8 protein-coding genes, 1 other RNA gene and 1 pseudogene are annotated in these 16,856 nt (G+C 58.9%); 6 read left to right on the top strand and 4 right to left on the bottom strand.

The features are described 5' to 3' along the window. Positions 1 to 50: 50 nt before the first annotated feature. The gene (locus ACMGGQ_RS15780) at positions 51 to 10,151 is read right to left on the bottom strand and encodes a BapA/Bap/LapF family large adhesin (protein WP_420290258.1); all 10,101 of its coding nucleotides are present in this window, start codon (positions 10,149 to 10,151) and stop codon (positions 51 to 53) included. Between the two features lie 762 nt (positions 10,152 to 10,913). Between ACMGGQ_RS15780 and ACMGGQ_RS15775 the strand changes: the two genes are divergently transcribed. Genes ACMGGQ_RS15775 through ACMGGQ_RS15765 form a run of 3 tightly spaced genes read left to right on the top strand, consistent with a single transcriptional unit; the run spans position 10,914 to position 12,767 of the window. Next, positions 10,914 to 11,441 (top strand): tetratricopeptide repeat protein, encoded by a 528-nt coding sequence (locus ACMGGQ_RS15775; RefSeq protein WP_023294382.1) that lies wholly within the window; start codon positions 10,914 to 10,916, stop codon positions 11,439 to 11,441. Then, the gene (locus tag ACMGGQ_RS15770; protein ID WP_420290257.1) at positions 11,422 to 11,979 is read left to right on the top strand and encodes a sigma-70 family RNA polymerase sigma factor; all 558 of its coding nucleotides are present in this window, start codon (positions 11,422 to 11,424) and stop codon (positions 11,977 to 11,979) included. Before ACMGGQ_RS15775 ends, ACMGGQ_RS15770 begins: the two co-directional genes overlap by 20 nt. Then, positions 11,976 to 12,767, top strand: coding sequence for an anti-sigma factor family protein (locus ACMGGQ_RS15765; protein WP_420290256.1), 792 nt, complete (start codon positions 11,976 to 11,978; stop codon positions 12,765 to 12,767). Before ACMGGQ_RS15770 ends, ACMGGQ_RS15765 begins: the two co-directional genes overlap by 4 nt. On the opposite strand, the gene ACMGGQ_RS15760 is transcribed toward ACMGGQ_RS15765, so the two are convergent. Together ACMGGQ_RS15760 and ACMGGQ_RS15755 are read right to left on the bottom strand one after the other, a co-directional pair. Next, positions 12,759 to 13,319: a YceI family protein gene (locus ACMGGQ_RS15760; protein WP_063622311.1), complete on the bottom strand. Its 561-nt coding sequence runs from the start codon at positions 13,317 to 13,319 to the stop codon at positions 12,759 to 12,761. The two genes, ACMGGQ_RS15765 and ACMGGQ_RS15760, sit on opposite strands and share 9 nt — an antisense overlap. A gap of 105 nt (positions 13,320 to 13,424) precedes the next feature. Further along, positions 13,425 to 13,781, bottom strand: a complete 357-nt coding sequence (locus ACMGGQ_RS15755; RefSeq protein ID WP_023333137.1) for a hypothetical protein — start codon at positions 13,779 to 13,781, stop codon at positions 13,425 to 13,427. A 386-nt stretch (positions 13,782 to 14,167) separates the two neighbouring features. Here ACMGGQ_RS15755 and ACMGGQ_RS15750 point away from each other — a divergent pair. The 3 genes and pseudogenes from ACMGGQ_RS15750 to ACMGGQ_RS15740 all read left to right on the top strand — a co-directional run. Then, positions 14,168 to 14,365, top strand: a pseudogene (locus ACMGGQ_RS15750) (nucleotidyltransferase domain-containing protein); the annotation flags it as partial. 158 nt (positions 14,366 to 14,523) lie between these two features. Beyond that, positions 14,524 to 15,300: an isocitrate lyase/PEP mutase family protein gene (locus ACMGGQ_RS15745; RefSeq protein WP_111967713.1), complete on the top strand. Its 777-nt coding sequence runs from the start codon at positions 14,524 to 14,526 to the stop codon at positions 15,298 to 15,300. Continuing rightward, the gene (locus ACMGGQ_RS15740; RefSeq protein ID WP_420290255.1) at positions 15,284 to 16,330 is read left to right on the top strand and encodes a bifunctional transcriptional activator/DNA repair enzyme AdaA; all 1,047 of its coding nucleotides are present in this window, start codon (positions 15,284 to 15,286) and stop codon (positions 16,328 to 16,330) included. Before ACMGGQ_RS15745 ends, ACMGGQ_RS15740 begins: the two co-directional genes overlap by 17 nt. Before the next feature lie 142 nt (positions 16,331 to 16,472). Here ACMGGQ_RS15740 and ssrA read toward each other — a convergent pair. Beyond that, positions 16,473 to 16,836, bottom strand: a transfer-messenger RNA (tmRNA) gene (ssrA, locus tag ACMGGQ_RS15735). Between the last annotated feature and the right edge of the window lie 20 nt (positions 16,837 to 16,856).

Below are 16,856 nucleotides of genomic sequence, written 5' to 3'. Positions count from 1 at the left end.
ATTATTAATGCCCGGGCGCTGTGCGCCCGGGTCATCTCTTGCAGGTGCTATCAGGTAATGATGTGTTGCTGGTTAACGAGCTCGTCGTACGTGGTCTGAACGTTATCAAGCGTAACGAGTGCAGTATTAGTGTAGGTGGACCCTGCACCATCACGGTCGATGGAGATCACAGTGTTGCTACCGCTTTGTGTGACATGGATATAATTCCCCAACGAGGCGGTATTTCCGTCCCAGCCCACCAGCAGATCGCCGATGTCGATCTTGTCCCCCTGCGCCAGCGAGAATCCGGTCCAGTGATCGCCTCCGGCGCTGCTGGTGTTACCCGCCGTGGCATTTCCCACCGTACTGTTCAGCACCTGGTAAATCAGCGTATCGCCGTAGGCTGTACCGGTGATGGCGTCGTTATGCTCCGAGCTGATGAACTGCGGCGCCATATTGATGGTCAGCGTGGCGCTGTCCGTTCTTCCGGCAGAGTCGGTCAGGGTGTAGTTGAAGGTCTCCTTCGAGGTCATGGTTGAGAGCGATACCCCGCTGTTGAGGGTATAGGTGTAATGGCCGTCTGCGCCGATCGCCAGGATACCGTAATGGCCGGTGATGTTCACCGTTGCGCTGCCGGTGTACGGATCCAGCGTGGTGGTTACGCCGTTGTAGCCGGTTACGCTCAGACGGGTATCCACCGAGTGGAGCTGATCCAGCACGCCGCCAGAGTCGGTGCCGTCAAAGATATTGCCGTTGACGGTGTGGCTGCCGGTGACGTCGAAATTACTCAGCGAGTAGGTGGTGCCGTTTACGCTTGGCGTGATGGTGATGGTCCCGACGCTGAGCCCCGGTACGCTACCGGTAAAGCTCAGCGTATAGGTCCCGGCGTTCAGATCCAGCCCGGTCAGCGGGACGTCGATACTGCCGCCCAGCAGCGAGGCGCCGCTGAAGGAGCCGCTGCGGATCGCGCCGTTGGCATCGCTAATCGTCCAGTTCACCGTCAGCCCGCCCAGCGCCAGCAGCGAGGCCACGCTAAAGTGCAGCGACGCGTTGTGCAGCGCGGTGTTCGGGTCGACAACGAAGGTTCCGCTGCCGCTGCCCTGGGTTGATGAGAACAGGGCCGTCGTCCAGCTGGCGACGCCCACGGTGGTATCCGAGTAGACCGACGTGTGGTGCACCGAGGTGAGGTCCATCGTGGCGCTGACATCGTTGACCGCATTCATTGCCTGCGCGGTTGGAGTGATGTTGAGCGATGCCGTATCCTTCGAGCCGTCAGGCGCGGTAACGGTGTAGACGAACGTATCCGGCGTGCTGATATGGTCCGCGCCCACGCCGCTCCTCAGGGTATAGGTGTACTGACCGGACGCATTGATGGTCAGCGTGCCGTATTCCCCCTGAATGGTGGTGGTGCCGCTGCTGTTGACCGCCACGCCGTTCACTTCGGTGACCAGCGTGCCCGCCGGAACCGGATCATTCGCCAGCACGTCGCCCGTGGTCGTTTCGCTGATGCTTGCCACGCTGTAGACATGATCCTGCAGGACGCTCAGGGTGTAGCCCGTCAGTACAGCGATCCCGGACGCGGTATTCAGCAGGAACAGGTACTCCCCGGCAGGCAGGTTCAGCGTCAGCTGTGGTGACGTTCCCCCCAGCAGCGGCGCGCGCAGCCAGCCCGACTCGACGCGGACCTGCTCGAAGGTCTGGGTCGCGTTGTTGAACTTATAGACGTACAGATCGAACACCGACGCCAGCGCCACGCCGCCTACGGAGGCCTGGATGGTCATGGTACGGGTCGTGCCTTCCTCCACGTTGTAGATGATCGGGTTGGTCATGTCGTCCAGCAGGTTAAGCCCCAGCGTGCTGCCGAGATTAATGCCCACCACGGTAAAGCCACCCTGAGACGAGGCGCCGTTATTAATCTCACTTACGGTGGTGTCAAAGGTCAGCGAGGCCGTGTCGTCCACCGCCACAATGCCGTTGAGTACCGTACCGGCACCCAGAGACAGCACCAGGTTCGCCGACGCGCTGACGCCGTTATGGGTGATGGTGTAGGTGAAGCTCTCCGTCCGGCCAATGACGGCGGCACTGGTGTCGGTCAGGTTGTAGGTGTAGCTGCCGTCGCGGTTGATGGTCAGCGTACCGTATTTGCCCTGGATCACCGTGCCGTCGGCGTTCACGCTGATGGTCACGCCCTGCGCGTTAGTAACCGTGGAAATGGTGGTTCCGGCCGGGGCATTGTCGCTGCCGGCGGTCGGGTCCGTATCGAGGATCACGTTGCCGTTGAGGCTGGTATCGCCCGTGACCGTACCCGGACCGGTCTCTTTCACCGCCACGTCGAGGCTGGTGTAGGAGCCGGTCGCCAGCAGGTTGGTGTTATAGCTGAGTACGCGGTAGTTGCCGTCGGCCAGCCCGGTCAGGTTCAGCGAGACGCCGGTAGCGCCGAGGGTCAGGAGATCGGCAAACTGCGGCTGGCCGGTATCCACCACGGTTGTCCAGACACCGTTGACGTAGTGCTGCACCACCAGCTCAAGGGTATTGAGCAGAGAGAGCACCGCCCCTGTGGCGTTGGCATTGACCACAATGTCCGCGCTGCCGCCGTTGCCCACCGTGAAGTTCACCTGCGCGGTGTCATTGCCCAGCAGCGTCAGGACGTTGCCCACGGCGCCGACCAGCAGGAAGCCGTAGTCGCTGTACTGGCTGTTGGTCACGGTTGCCGTGGTGCTGAGGTTCAGCTCTTCAACGTTGTTGCTGGCAGAGAGCGGCACCACCGGCGCAAGGGCGGAGCCCGGCAGAGAGGTGTTGCCCGCGACGTCGGTCGCGGTGATCTGCAGCGTCTGGCCTTCGATCTGCTTGTTCGTGAAGGTGTAGCTGTAGGTGCCGTTGCTACCCGCAATGGCGGTCACCGTTGAACCGTCCGCAAGGCGGATTGTGACGGTGCTGCCCGCCTCCGCGCTCCCGGTCAGGACGCTACCGTCGGCGTTGAAGGTGCCGGTCGGTGCCGTTGGCGCGGTCGTATCGACGATAATCGTCGTCACGGCTGACGCCACGCTGGTGTTGCCCGCCGCATCGGTGGCCGTGGCGGTGAAGTTATGCGTGCCCTGCGTCAGCGTGGTGGTAGTTTGTGGCAGGGTCCAGTTGCCGCTGCCATCGGCGGTGACCGTACCCACCAGCGTGATGCCGTCGTAGATCCGAACCGTGGCATTCGCTTCGGCGGTCCCGCTCAGCGTTGGGCGGGTGTCGTTAGTCGGGTTCGTACCGGTCACGGGGCCGGTGACGCTGCCGACATCATCAATGACCGAACTGATGACCGGTGCGGCTGGCGGGAGGGTATCGACGTTAATCACATACCCGGCGGTGGGCGCGCTGGCGTTGCCCACCGCATCGGTGGCGGTAAAGGTCAACGTGTGCGCGCCGTTGCTCAGCGCCGGAGATGGCGTAAAGCTCCACGCGCCGCCGGTCGCCGTCACGCTGCCGATCTGGACCCCGTTATCAAAGATTTTCACCGTGGCTCCCGCTTCCGCCGTACCGCTGAGCGTCGGCTGCGCGTCGTTGGTGAACCCACCGTTGGCAACCGGCGTCGCCGCGTTGCCCACATCATCCAGAATACTGGTCAGCACCGGCAGCGCTGGCGGCGTGGTATCGACGGTGAGGCTGAAGCTGGCCGACGACACGCTGGTGTTGCCTGCCGCATCCGTGGCCTGCGCGGTGAAGCTGTGCGGGCCACTCGCCAGCGTGGTGGTGAGCAAGATACTCCAGCTCCCGCTGCTGTCCGCGGTACCCGTTCCGACCAGGGTGGTTCCCTCATAGATCTTCACGGTGGCAAACGGTTCGCTGGTTCCAACAAGCCGCGGTACGGTGTCGTCGGTCGTCTGCCCGGACGTGAGCGGTCCGGTGAGGCTGCCTACGTCGTCTATCGCCTGGCTGATAACCGGCGCGTTCGGTGCCGTGGTATCGACAATCAGGGTAAAGTTTGGCGACGCCGGGCTGACGTTGCCCGCTGCATCGGTGACCGTGGCGGTCCAGGTGTGGCTGCCGCTGGACAGCGGCGTTGACGGCGTAAAGCTCCAGTTGCCGCTGCCGTCCGCCAGCACGGTGCCGACCGGCTGTCCGTTTTCATATACGGTGACCGTGGCGTTGGCGCTGGCGGTGCCGTTCAGTGTCGGCGTGGTGTCGTCGGTGCTCTGCCCGGAGGAGAGCGGGGTTTGAATACTGCCCACGTTGTCACCCGCGGTCGAGATGACCGGTGCCGACGGCACGCCCGTATCCACCGTCAGGTTAAACGGTGCCGTTGTGGTGCCGGTGTTGCCTGCCGCATCGGTAGCGTTGAAGGTGATCGTATGGGACCCGTCGCCCAGATCGGTGCCCGGGGTGAAGGTCCAGTTGCCCTGGGCATTCACCACCGCCGTACCTATTTCGCTCCCGTCGACAATCACGTGCACTGTGGCACCGACGTCGCCCGTGCCGTTGAAGGTCGGACGCGCGTCGTTAGTGCTGTTGCCCGACGTGAGCGTCCCGGTGACCGGACCGACATCGTCAACCACGCTGGTGACTACCGGTACGCCAGGGGCTGCGGTATCCACGGTAAAGGCGAAGACCGATGAGTTAGCCGAGGCATTGCCTGCCGCATCCGTTGCATAGACGCGAAGAGCGTAGCTGCCGTCGCCCAGCGGCGTGGTCGGGGTAAAGGACCAGTTCCCGCTTCCGTCAACGGTTGCAGTACCAATCTGCGTCCCGTTGTTCATGATGTGAACAGTGCTGCCTGCCTGTCCGGTGCCGCTAATTGTAGGGGTGTTGTCGTTGGTCACCTGCCCGCTGGTGAGGTTGCCCTGGACGCCGCCTGGGACGTTGTCATTTACCGTATCCAGCGTTGGAACCGTCGGTGCCGTCAGGTCAATCACCACGCTCCAGGGTGCGGAGACCGCGCTGAGGTTGCCCTGCGGGTCGGTCGCCTGGACGGTGAAGCTGTGCGAGCCTTCGCCGAGGGCGGTATCAGGGGTAAACGTCCATGCGCCGGTACTGTCAGCTGTCACTACGGCAATCTGCGTGCCGCCGTCGAAAAGGGTCACCACGCTGTTTGCGTCAGCTGTCCCCGAAAGGGTTGGCGTGGCGTCGTTGGTGAGACCACCGCTGACCACCGTGGTGGCGGCATTGCCCACATTATCCGTGACGTTGGTGATGACCGGCGTGGCGGAAACGGAATCCACCACGATGGTGAAGCCCGCCGAAGGACCGCTCTGGTTCCCTGCCGGATCGGTCTCGCGGATGGTCAGGACGTGATTGCCCTCTGCCAGGACAGGCGTGGTGTAGCTCCAGGTGCCGGTGATACCGACCTCTGCGGTCCCCAGCAACACGCCGTTGTTGTAGATGGAGATGATATCACCCACAGCACCAGTGCCGGTGAGGGTCGGCTGGTTGTCATTGGTGATCTGGCCGCTGGTCAGCGGGCCGGTGCCCGGACCAACGTCGTCAATCACGGCGCCGATGGTCGGCGTGCCCGGCGCGGTAAGGTCAACGGTGACGCTGGCCGCCGGAGATCGACCGCTGGTCTGACCGTTGAGGGTCGCGGTCACCTCAAAGGTGTGCAGCCCTTCGCCAAGCGCGGCTGGCGTATAGCTCCAGTTGCCGCTGCCGTCGGCGGTGACCGTCGTCAATGGCGTCGCGCTACCGTCCAGGTAGATGGTAATCAGGCTGCCCGCTTCGGCCGTACCGGTAAGCGTTGGGGTGGTGTCATTGGTGGTTTTGCCTTTCACATCGCCAGTGAGCGGGTCCACGTCATCGACGATTGCCGTGATGACAGGCACCTGCGGCAGCTCAAGCGACGAGTCGGTGACGACAAAAGGCACGCCCGCGCTGGCATTCCCTGCGGCGTCCGTAGCGTTCACGGTCAGCGTGGTCGGATCCAGCTGCGCCGGACTCAGCGCAATGGAGAAACTGCCGTCGCTGCCGACAACGCCGGTACCAATGACGGTACCACCGCTGTCTTTCACGGTAATGGTACTTCCTGCCTCGGCGTTACCGGTCAGCGGTGTTCCTTCCTGAGCCAGGGCCATGTTGATCGGGTCGGCAGGCGCGGCGGTATCCACCGTCACGCTCAGCGGTGCTGAATTCCCTGACGTGTTACCGGCAGGATCGATAGACGAGACGGTGAAGGTATGAGGACCATCCGGCAGTGTTGTACCGGCAGTCCAGCTCCAGCTGCCGTCCGACTGTATCGTCACCGGCACGCCAGACGGGTTACCGTCGACGGAGACGATAACGGTAGTGCCGGGTTCGCTGGTCCCGGTGAGTGTCGGCGTGCCGTCTTTCGTGTAGAGCTCGTTATTGGACAGCTGGCTGTCAGCTACGGCGCTAATGACGGGGATCTCTGGCGCTACGGTATCGAGGGTGACGGAAACGACCGGGCTCAGCGCGCTGACGTTACCCGCGGCATCCACTGCTGCAACGGTGATGTTCAGCAGGCCGTCCGTTTGTTGTGGCAGGACAAGGCTCCATTCTCCGTTAACGACATCTACACGTCCTACCTCGACGCCGTTGTTGTAAACGATGACCGTCTCACCGTTAATGCCGGTTCCTCCGACGGTTGGCGTCGCGTCGGTGATAAAGCCACCATTCGGCTGCCCCCCGACGGCGTCAAATATCGGCGTAGCCGGCGCCACGGTATCCACGGTGATCGCGATCGCCGGGGAAGCGTCAGAGACGTTGCCCGCTTCATCGGTGGCGGTGGCGGTATAGACGTGGCTACCCTCCGCAATATTACTGTCAGGGCGCCAGCTCCAGTTGCCGTTGCTGTCTACCGTGACGGTACCAACGATAGCTGGCGTGCCGCCGTTGACCGTGTCAGTGATGTTGATAACGTCGTTCGGCGTACCGGTGCCGCTCAGCACCGGACGCGGATCGTTGGTGGTGCCGCCATTGGGAACGGGGCCGGTGATCTGGGTGACGCTGTCAGTAATGACCGGCGCTGCAGGCGTAGCCGGCGCCTCGGTATCAATGGTGATGGTGACCGGCTGCGACGGAGCGCTTTCGTTGCCCGTGCCGTCCACGTTGGTGACGGTCAGGGTGATGTCATAGGTGCCGCCAGCCAGGGGGGATGGCGGCGTCCAGGTCCAGTTGCCGGTATTGTCCACGACAGCGTCGCCGATTTTGACGCCGCTGTCGTAGATCGTCACGGTATCACCCGGATTGCCGGTACCGCTCAGGGTCGGTGTGGTGTCGCGGGTGATTTCGCCCGGGTTCAGCGGCGTTGCTGTGCCGTCAGGATTGACGGTAATGGCCGGGATATCCGGCGTGGCAGGCGCAACGGTATCCACCGTCAGTTCAAATGGCGTTGAGATGGTGGTATTGCCCGCGGCGTCCGTGGCGTGCACCGTCAGGGAATGCGGACCGTCGGTAAGCGGGGTCACGGGCGTGAAGCTCCAGCCGCCGCTGCCGTTGAGGATGGCGGTGCCAAGCAGAGTCGTGCCGTCATAGACGGTGATCACCGTGTCTTCAGGGGCGGTGCCCTGCAGCAGGGGTCGAGTGTCATCCGTGGTATCGCCGCTGTTGAGCGAACCCTGTACGCCGCCGACATCGTCGATCACGGTGGCGATGGTGGCCGCCGCTGGCGCAGTGATATCGACGTTCAGGGTGAAGTCGTCTGACGGCTGGCTGGTGTTACCCGCCGCGTCGGTGGCGACGACGCTAAAGGTATGAGGACCCTCGCCAAGCGGCGTGGTAAGGGTATAGGTCCAGGTGCCGCTGCCGTCGACCGGGATCGTAATAAGATCGGCACCATCCAGGCGGATGGTAACGGTTGAGCCCGGTTCAGCCGTGCCGTTGAGCGTTGGCGTGGTGTCGTTGGTGCTGTCGTTGGGGTTGAGCGCGCCGAGGCGCTCCGGCACATCATCCAGCACCTGGGTAATGACCGGCGCCGCAGGCGCGACGCTGTCAACCGTCAGGGTCCAGGTGTTGGAGATGGGGCTGGGGTTGCCTGCCGCATCGGTTGCGACGGCGGTCAGGGCGTGGGAGCCTTCACCGATTGAGGAGGAAGGGGTAAAGCTCCATACGCCGAGGCCATTGGCAACGGTTGTACCAATTTCAACACCGTCCACGCGCAGGCTGATCGTCGCGTTTGCTTCAGCGGTACCGCTGAGCGTCGGGGTGGCGTCGTTGGTGGTCCCGTTCAAGTCGATCGCGCCGGTCTGCCCAGGGATATCGTTTGCAACCTGTAAAATCACCGGGGCGGTTGGCGCCGTCCCGTCAACGTTAATTGTCCACGCATTTGATATCCCGCTCGGGTTACCGGCGGGATCCGTCGCCTTCGCGGTCAGCACCCAGGTGCCGTCGGTCAGCGGTGTGGGCGGCGTAAAGCTCCACTGGCCGGAGGAGGGAACAACCACCGTACCGAGGGCATCGCTGCCGTTATAAATCGTGATGGTCGAGCCTGCCTCGCCTGTGCCGTTCAGGGTCGGTGCCCGGTCGTTGGTCAGCCCATTCTGGGCCACGGGGCCGGTGGTGGCCTGCACGTCATCAATCACCGACAGGATGACCGGGGTCTGCGGCGGGGTAATGTCCGGTGCCGCTGCGGAGGTGGTTGGACTGGTGTTGCCCGCCGTGTCGGTGGCGTCAGCGGTCAGGATTTCGCCGTTGATCCTCGGCGGGCTCAGCGTCAGGCTGAAGTTCCCCTGGCTATCAACAACCACTGTGCCAAGGGTGAAATCGCCTTCACGGATGGTCACCGTGCTGCCTGCTTCTCCGATACCGCTGATGGTACCGCCATCATTTGACACCACGAGGTTTCCTGGGGCAGACGGCGGCGTGGTGTCCACGGTAAAGGTGATGGGTTCAGAGGCCGTACTCTGGTTTCCGGCGGCATCGGTTTCAGTGACGGTGATCGAATGCGTACCGTCCGGAAGCGGGCCCCCTGGGGTAACGCTCCAGGTACCGTTAGGTAGCACCGTCGTTGTGCCAATCGCCACGCCGTTATCGTAAATAGTGATGGTTCCACCGGGTTCGCCCGTTCCCGCCAGAATCGGCTGCGAGGCATCGGTAGGCACGCCCGACGTGATTGTTCCTCGGATAATGCCCGTATCGTCGAGCAGCACAATCGCGGTGGGTGCTGTCGGAGGGGTGAGATCGACGGTGAGGGTGAATACCGGTGAGGCTGGTCCGGTGTTGCCGGCGGCGTCGGTTGCCCGTACGGTAATCTGGTGGGTGCTTTCATTCAGGTCGACGGACGGGGTGAATGTCCATGTGCCATTGCTGGCGACGACCGCGGTGCCAATGGCTATTCCGCCGTCATAAATCGTCACGGTGGAGCCCGCTTCGGCGGTGCCGGAGAGTTGCGGCCGCTGATCGTTGGTGCTGCCGCCGTTGGTCACCGTCCCCGTCTGAGGGGCGATATCGTCGATTACGCTGCCAATCGTTGGTGCATCGGGTGCGGTGAGATCCGGTGCGGTGACGCTTGAACCCTGGCTGGTATTCCCGGCGCTATCCGTTGCGGTGGCAGTTACCTGCTCGCCGTTGGTCAATGGTGTCCCGAGGGAGACGCTAAAGTTGCCGTCGCTGCCCGTTTTTCCTGTACCAATGACGTTGCCGTTCGCGTCTTTCAGCGTGATGGTGCTGCCGGGTTCGGCGGAACCGGTGACGGTTTTACCGTCTGACGAGAAACGAAGGCTGGATGGCGCATTCGGCGGTGTCGTATCCGGATCGGCGGGGTCGACAGGGGTGTTGGGGTTGGTGCTGTTGTTATTACCGTCATCGCCACCACCACCTCCTCCGCCAGTACTTGCCGCGGCCGCGATGCCGCCCGCAGCCGCAATACCGCCCAGAGCCCACGGCCAGATGGCGGCGCCACCGGCATCACTTCCTGATGCCGCAAGCAGCACATCCGTGGACGCGATAGATTCGTACGTGGCGGCGCCAGCCGGATCTTCAATCCACCATAACGCGCCGTTGCTGTCCTGCAGAACCAGTTGGCTCACGCCCTGCGCATCCGCGACGTAGAAATTTTTAAGGGTGATCACTTCGCCGGAGTGCAGTGTCACCAGCAGGTCGTTACCGCTTCGCGCGAAGTGGGAGACGCTCGCTCGCTCGACGTGAAGCTCAACGACAGAGGAATGGTTCAGCGTAACCTGTGTACCTTCCAGGGTCGTTTCTACGCCAGTAAGTTTTGAAATAACAGAGATTTGGCTCATTTTGTTATTACTCCAGCAGAAGTGTCATGAACGGCGAGCAAGACGAGCCATCTCTGCTGAAGGTAAAGGGCGCCCCCGGCGCAGTTGCTGTTATAAAGCAGCTCACACCGTAGAATTCAGCGCGCACGATGCCCGCCATGCGTCAGAGTGGCAACATCAGAGCGAATCTAATGACTTATGAAAAAACGTTTTAATGGGTGTTTTGTATTTTATAAAACCCTGTAATTAATAGAGGAATTGGTTTCTGGAATATAAAAATGATATAGACAGAAAATGCGTGTTGTGCAAATTAAGCTTTCGTAAATAACGGCGCAAACAATGAAGGGGGCATTAATCTATTGATGTATTTTATAATTACCTTTTTCTATCTTTTTGTTTTTGCATGTTTTTTATTTATTGTGATGGCGCTGTTATTTAAGGTTTACGACCCGGTATGATAATTGGTAGGGATCATTTTAAATAACATGTTAAGCGTTATTGTTTAAGCGGGCTTAACGTGTGTTTAAGTTAGGGTAACGTTTTTGATGTAAGATATATTATGTCATCGAGGTAATGAAATATATTCTTGTACAGGGTTAAAACTCTGCTATCACGCGTAAGCAATAATAACGGGCAAGCAAAGAGAAAATAAGCTGATTTATTTTCTTTGGGACTGAGGCGCGGGCAGGACTTCAGGACAGTAAAAAAATTCACCGAAGAATGAATAAAAATCGTCAGCCGGACGTTTACTGACGTCACTCCCCACTTACCCTGGAGTTTTGTATGAACACGACCTCGTTTCGTTTGATCCCGGTGCTGATTTTTTCCCTGCTGTCTCCACTGGCGCTGGCCATGGGCAATAATAGTACCGAGAGCAAAACGCCTGATTGTCCTTCCGGACAGGTGTATGACAGCGCCACGCAGAAATGCGTGCCGGACAAGAGCAGCAGCCTCAGCGACCAGGACAAAACCAACTACGCGTACCATCTCGCGAAGAAAGGGGAGTACCAGGCGGCGCTGAATCTGCTTGATTCGCTGAAAAATGGCAATACGGCTGAAGCGTGGAACTATCGCGGGTTCGCCACGCGCAAACTGGGCCGCACGGACGAAGGGATTGGTTACTACCAGCGCGCGCTGGCTATCGCGCCGGATTATGCCAAAGCCCGGGAGTATCTCGGTGAAGCATGGATGGTGAAAGGACGCCCGGACCTTGCGAAAGAACAGCTGAAGGTGATTGCCGGTATCTGTGGCCAGTCCTGCGAGGAGTACCGTGACCTGCAGGCCGCCATCAATGGACACCCGGAATCCTGATTTTCTCGTGGAGGGAAAACCCATCGCAACCCGTGAGGTTCGTCAACAGCTCGCCGCACTCCTGCCGCGTCTCTGGCGCTATGGGCTGGTGCTGTCGCGAAACAGGGATATCGCCGAAGAGCTGGTTCAGTCCACCTGCGTGCGTGCGCTTGAAAGAAGCAGTCAGTATACGCCTGGCACGCGCATCGACAGGTGGATGTTCGCGATCCTGCACTCCATCTGGATCTCTGAGCTTCGGGCACGACACGTTCGACAGGGGCAGGGATTTGTTCCCAGCGACGAGCTGCTGGCGCCGGACACCCACGAACAGAATGAGACGCGCCTGCATTACCTTCAGGTAATGCAGCGCGTTAACGCGCTGCCAGAAGCCCAGCGCAACGCGGTATTTTTGGTTTATGTCGAAGGCTTTACCTACCTGGAGGCGGCGGAGACCCTGGCGGTGCCGATCGGTACCGTGATGAGCCGGCTGGCGACGGCGAGGGCTCGGCTTGCCAGATCCGCTGACGCACTCCCTCCGGTAAAGGAGAAACGCTCTTGAACGCGCACCGTTTTACACCGCCCTATAACGACGACGCCATCGTGGCCTGGATAGATGGCGAGATGTGTCGCGCCGACGCGCAGCAGTTTGAAGAACAGTTAAAGTGTGACGAACGCCTCGCCGGACGAACCGATGAACTGATGAAAAGTAGCCAGGATTACGCCGGGGCGTTTGCTTCCCTGCTGGATGACGCGCCTCTTGAGACGATGCAGGCGCGTCTTGCGGCACTTCCCGACCCGCAGTCCGCCACGCCGACTGGCGTCAGCCGACGGGCGCTGATCGCCGCCTCGGTCAGTTTCTTGCTGGTCGGCTCCGGGCTGGGCTACCTGCTGCGGCCTGCTGCTGGCCCAGAGGATGAGAACGCCCATATCCGCGACCTCGAAGCGCAATATATGTCCCTGTACAGCGTCGAGACGCTGCTGGATATGGACAGCGCAACGCCGGTTCTGCAGCGCGGGCTGGAACGGGCCGCGCAGGACATCGGCATGAGGCTAAACCTGTCGCAGCTTACCCTGCAGGGGGCAGAGCTTAAAATGGTGCGCATGCTGCGCTATGAAACGACGTCTATCGCGCAGATTGCCTGGATCAACGCCGACTACGGCCCGATGGCCCTCTGTATTTCGCCTGTTGATGAGAAGACGACGGCCTCGCTCCAGCAGGAGCAGCGGCACAGCATGAACCTGGCGTGGTGGCTGGAGGCGGGCTACCAGTTTGTCCTGATTGGCCGCAACCCGCCGTCCTATCTGCGGGAACACGCGGAGCAGCTACAGCGCCTGATCTCAGGGTGACGGCACCTTGTTCGTCTGAATCGCAATGGCGATGGCAATACGATCGTCCACGACCAGGGCAAACTTATCCATCCCATAGGACGCGCGCGAGATCGCCGTGGTGGCGTCCAGTGTGGGGGCCTGCGCATGCGGGTCTTTCACCACGGCCTCCAGGATCACCGGCCGGGCAATGTTTCGTACGGTCAGGGTGCCGAACACCCTGAACCGTCCGGCGCCCTGGGCGACCACGCGAGAGCTGATGAACTCGATGGTCGGGTAGTGCTCCGCATCAAAAAACATGTCGCTTTTTAATTGCCAGGTGAGCAGCTTGTTTGAGGCCACCAGGGTGGCCACAGGAATGGTGACGTGGATGTGGTCGTCAACGTCGTTATCCGGATTGAGTGTCACGGCACCCGTCATGCCGCTGAACGTTGCCCAGGAGAGGATGCCGCCGAAGGCATGCCACGAGAGCCGAATGGCGGTGTTATCGGTATCGATAAGGTAGCTTTTCGGGGCAGCATGCAGGGAAGGGCACAACAGCAGAACGGTCAGAAAGGCCAAAAGGCGGTACATAGTGGTTTCTCCGATAAGTGCGCACTGCGTAAACGCCTGAGGTGCTAATTATATTCGAAGAAATAAAAAAGGCCGCAAGCGCGACCTTTTCGTGAGTATAACTAATTACTCAGTGACTTTCTTTTCCAGCTCGCTGGCACCTTCTTTGGTTTTGTTCCAGCCTTTCTCAGCGCCTTCTTTGGTGGCATCCCACCCTTTCTCGGTGCCTTCTTTGGTTTTATGCCAGGCTTTCTGGGAATCTTCGCTGACCTTGCTGCCCAGGCTCTCGCTCTTGCCTTCCGCAGCATGCTTCTGTTTCAGCTTCAGCTCTTCACCTTTGTTCTGCTCTTCATGCAGTTTTTGCTTCGCCTCGTTGGCGTTTGCGTTCGCCGCCGCGACGGTATCGTCAGTTGCATGTGTGGTCGCAGCAAATACTGGGGAAGCCAGCAGAACGGCAGATAATGCGATAATTGTTTTTTTCATAATATCCTCATTTAACGTTATCGGTTATGAGCGTGATTCAGCATGGCACAGGCGAAACGGGATGGCTTTAGGAAAAAACTGTAATGAGATCAACATGCCCTGATGAGAGGTATTTAGCCTGAGGATTATCCAAAGGATAAAACGCCTATTTCCGCGAGGGCGGCGAGCGTCAGAAGAATGAATATGATGACGGTTATGGGTCTGTACATGGTGACGTTCCTTCCGGGTTAAGCGGCTATTCCGTAGCGCTGGGTAGGGGTGTTTTTTTATTCTCCATAGGGGGAGGGGCGGTGTCGTTGATGTTGGTCAAAGGGAGAGGATAGCTTCTCAAGCGAGAAGATGAATGAGCTCTGTCAGGGCTGGACGTAGTGATTGTGGTGGAATGATCGCAGATTCACTCCCTTCTCGCTGGCGGCTCGCTTGTTCATGGCGGGTTCGATCAATACTCCGATCTTAATTTTGTCGTTGTGGTAGACCCTCTCTACTATGACGAAATCATGGCTCAGCGTATTGTGTTCGCCGGAACACTGGGTCACCTGCTCCATGCTTTCACCGGGGAACATGTGGGAGAACCTCGTCTGCTTAGCCATGCTGAAAGTCGGAGTCCGGGCCTGAAAGGTTTTGGTCTGTTCCGCCCCCCATGTTCAGACGACGTTTGCTAAAAAATGGTCGTCTGAATTTCGGTTGTGAGGTTCTTCCTGAGTGCTTAGATTCATCTTCAATCTATCGAGAGGATATGAATATGAACTTTGCAGAACGTCACTATCAGCATGAGCCTCTTCTTATCGCCAACGTCTGGGATGCCGCCAGTGCTGTCGCTGCGCAAAAAGCAGGCTATCAGGTACTGGGAACATCCAGTGCAGCTATAGCGTCCACACTGGGATATGACGACGGGCAGGGAGTGCCGTTTGATGAGTTGTTTTATATGGTCACCCGGATCCGGGCTGCCAGCAGCCTGCCATTGAGCGTTGACATGGAAGCAGGGTATGGTGATTCAGCCGAAGAGATAGCAGACAATCTGCGGCGCCTTGCTCAGACAGGCGTCGCAGGCGTTAACCTCGAAGACAGCCGAGTCATAAACGGGGTTCGTCAGCTTGACGATGCCTCTGATTTTTCCCGTAACCTGAGAACAGTATGCGATACGCTGAGAAGCGAAAATTACAGCCTGTTTCTGAACATCCGGACTGACACTTACCTGCTCGGGCATGAAGACGCGTTGCAGGAGACGATATTACGGGGTCAACGCTATAAAGCTGCAGGTGCTGACGGCCTTTTTGTTCCCTGCCTGACCTCAGAGAAAGACATCAGCCTCATTGCAGAGGCAACGGGATTGCCTTTGAATGTCATGTGTATGCCCGATCTTCCGTCATTCGACAGGCTGAAACGGGCAGGGGTAAGCCGCATTTCAATGGGCAATTTTGTTCATTCAGCGATGCAGTCAACGCTGACTGATGTCATGCATGCGATCCGATCTCGTCAGACGTTTGAAGGACTTTTTGGCGATGAAAATAACCGATAAAAATCTGTGTGATATCTGGTATCAGGCATTACTTGAACGTGCTTCAGACTACACTGGCGTGTTTTTTGTTGGCGTCAAAACCACTGGCGTATTCTGCATTTCGGTATGCCGGGCGCGAAAGCCCAAGCGCGAAAATGTTGAATTTTATAAAGATGCCAAATCTGCCCTGGCGGACGGCTTTCGTCCCTGTAAAGTCTGCAGACCTGCGGAAAATGCGCACAGCGCGCCATTATTCGTTGAGCAGGCGCTTGCGCTTGTCAGGCGCGATATCAAATCCCGTGTAGCAGACGCGGAGCTTCGTCAGCATGGCATCAGCCCGGAGCGGGTAAGGCGCTGGTTCCTGCAACATCACGGCATCACTTTTCAGGCTTTCCAGCGAATGCAGCGGGTGAACGTTGCCCTGCAGGAGCTAAAAAGTGGACGACCGGCGACTGACGTTGCGCTGGACAATGGCTATGAATCGCTGAGCGGCTTTGGTTATACCTACAAGCGGCTTACTGGCGCAGCGCCGACTCAGACAACCCAGGTGATAGTCATTCACCGGTTTACCACGTCGCTTGGACCGATGTTTGTCTGCGCGACAGAGCGGGGAGTCTGTCTGCTGGAGTTTACCGATCGCCGGATGTTAGAAACAGAATTCCGCGATATTCAGCGTTTATTTAACGCCAGAATCGTCACCGGCGAAAACAGCCATACCCGGCAGACAGTAAAAGAGATCGGCGAGTATTTTGCCGGAACGCGCCGACAGTTTGATCTCGCTTTAGATGCTCCGGGCAGTGATTTTCAACAATCCGTCTGGCATGCGTTGCGTGCTGTTCCCTATGGACAGACCTCACACTATCAGGCCATTTCACTACGGCTTAATAAGCCTAATGCTGTGCGCGCCGTCGCTGCCGCTAACGGTGCCAACCGGATTGCGATTGTGATCCCCTGTCACAGGATAATTGGAAAAGATGGGGCGATGACAGGTTATGGAGGGGGGATTTCACGCAAAGAATGGCTTATTGAGCATGAGAGAAATAATGTTTAATGGCGTGATGTTTCTGTGTCGCAGGGAAATTTTACGGACTTCGCGGGACATGTTGAGGGTACAAAAAAGCCCGCAGGGCTTGCGCCGTGCGGGCTTTCAGGACTTCATCGGATGACTCTGGTAATCACCGATGGAGAATTTTTGGTGGAGCTGGCGGGAGTTGAACCCGCGTCCGAAATTTCTACATCCTCGGTACTACATGCTTAGTTTGTCTTTACATTCGCACGCCAGCTGCGGACAGACACGCCACTAACGAACTAGCCTGATTAGTTTTAACGCTTCAACCCCAGGCAGGGCTTCCACGCGATCTCTTTTGGGTTTGACCTCTCTTTGATCCCCGTCTTAAGAGCGGAAGCTAGGGAGAGAGGGCTCAGAGCAGGTTATTAAGCTGCTAAAGCGTAGTTTTCGTCGTTTGCGACTATTTTTTTGCGGCTTTTAACGAGGCAAACCGCCCCTCGGCATGCACCTTGGGTTTCGCAAATCCCGTCGAATCCAGAATCAGCCCCAATAGTGTTGAACTGAGTAT

The organism is Enterobacter sp. BNK-13, assembly GCF_048685015.1.
GTDB lineage: Bacteria > Pseudomonadota > Gammaproteobacteria > Enterobacterales > Enterobacteriaceae > Enterobacter > Enterobacter quasiroggenkampii.
The sequence above is the reverse complement of the archived record's forward strand: the minus strand, read 5'-3'. Positions and strand labels throughout refer to the sequence as shown.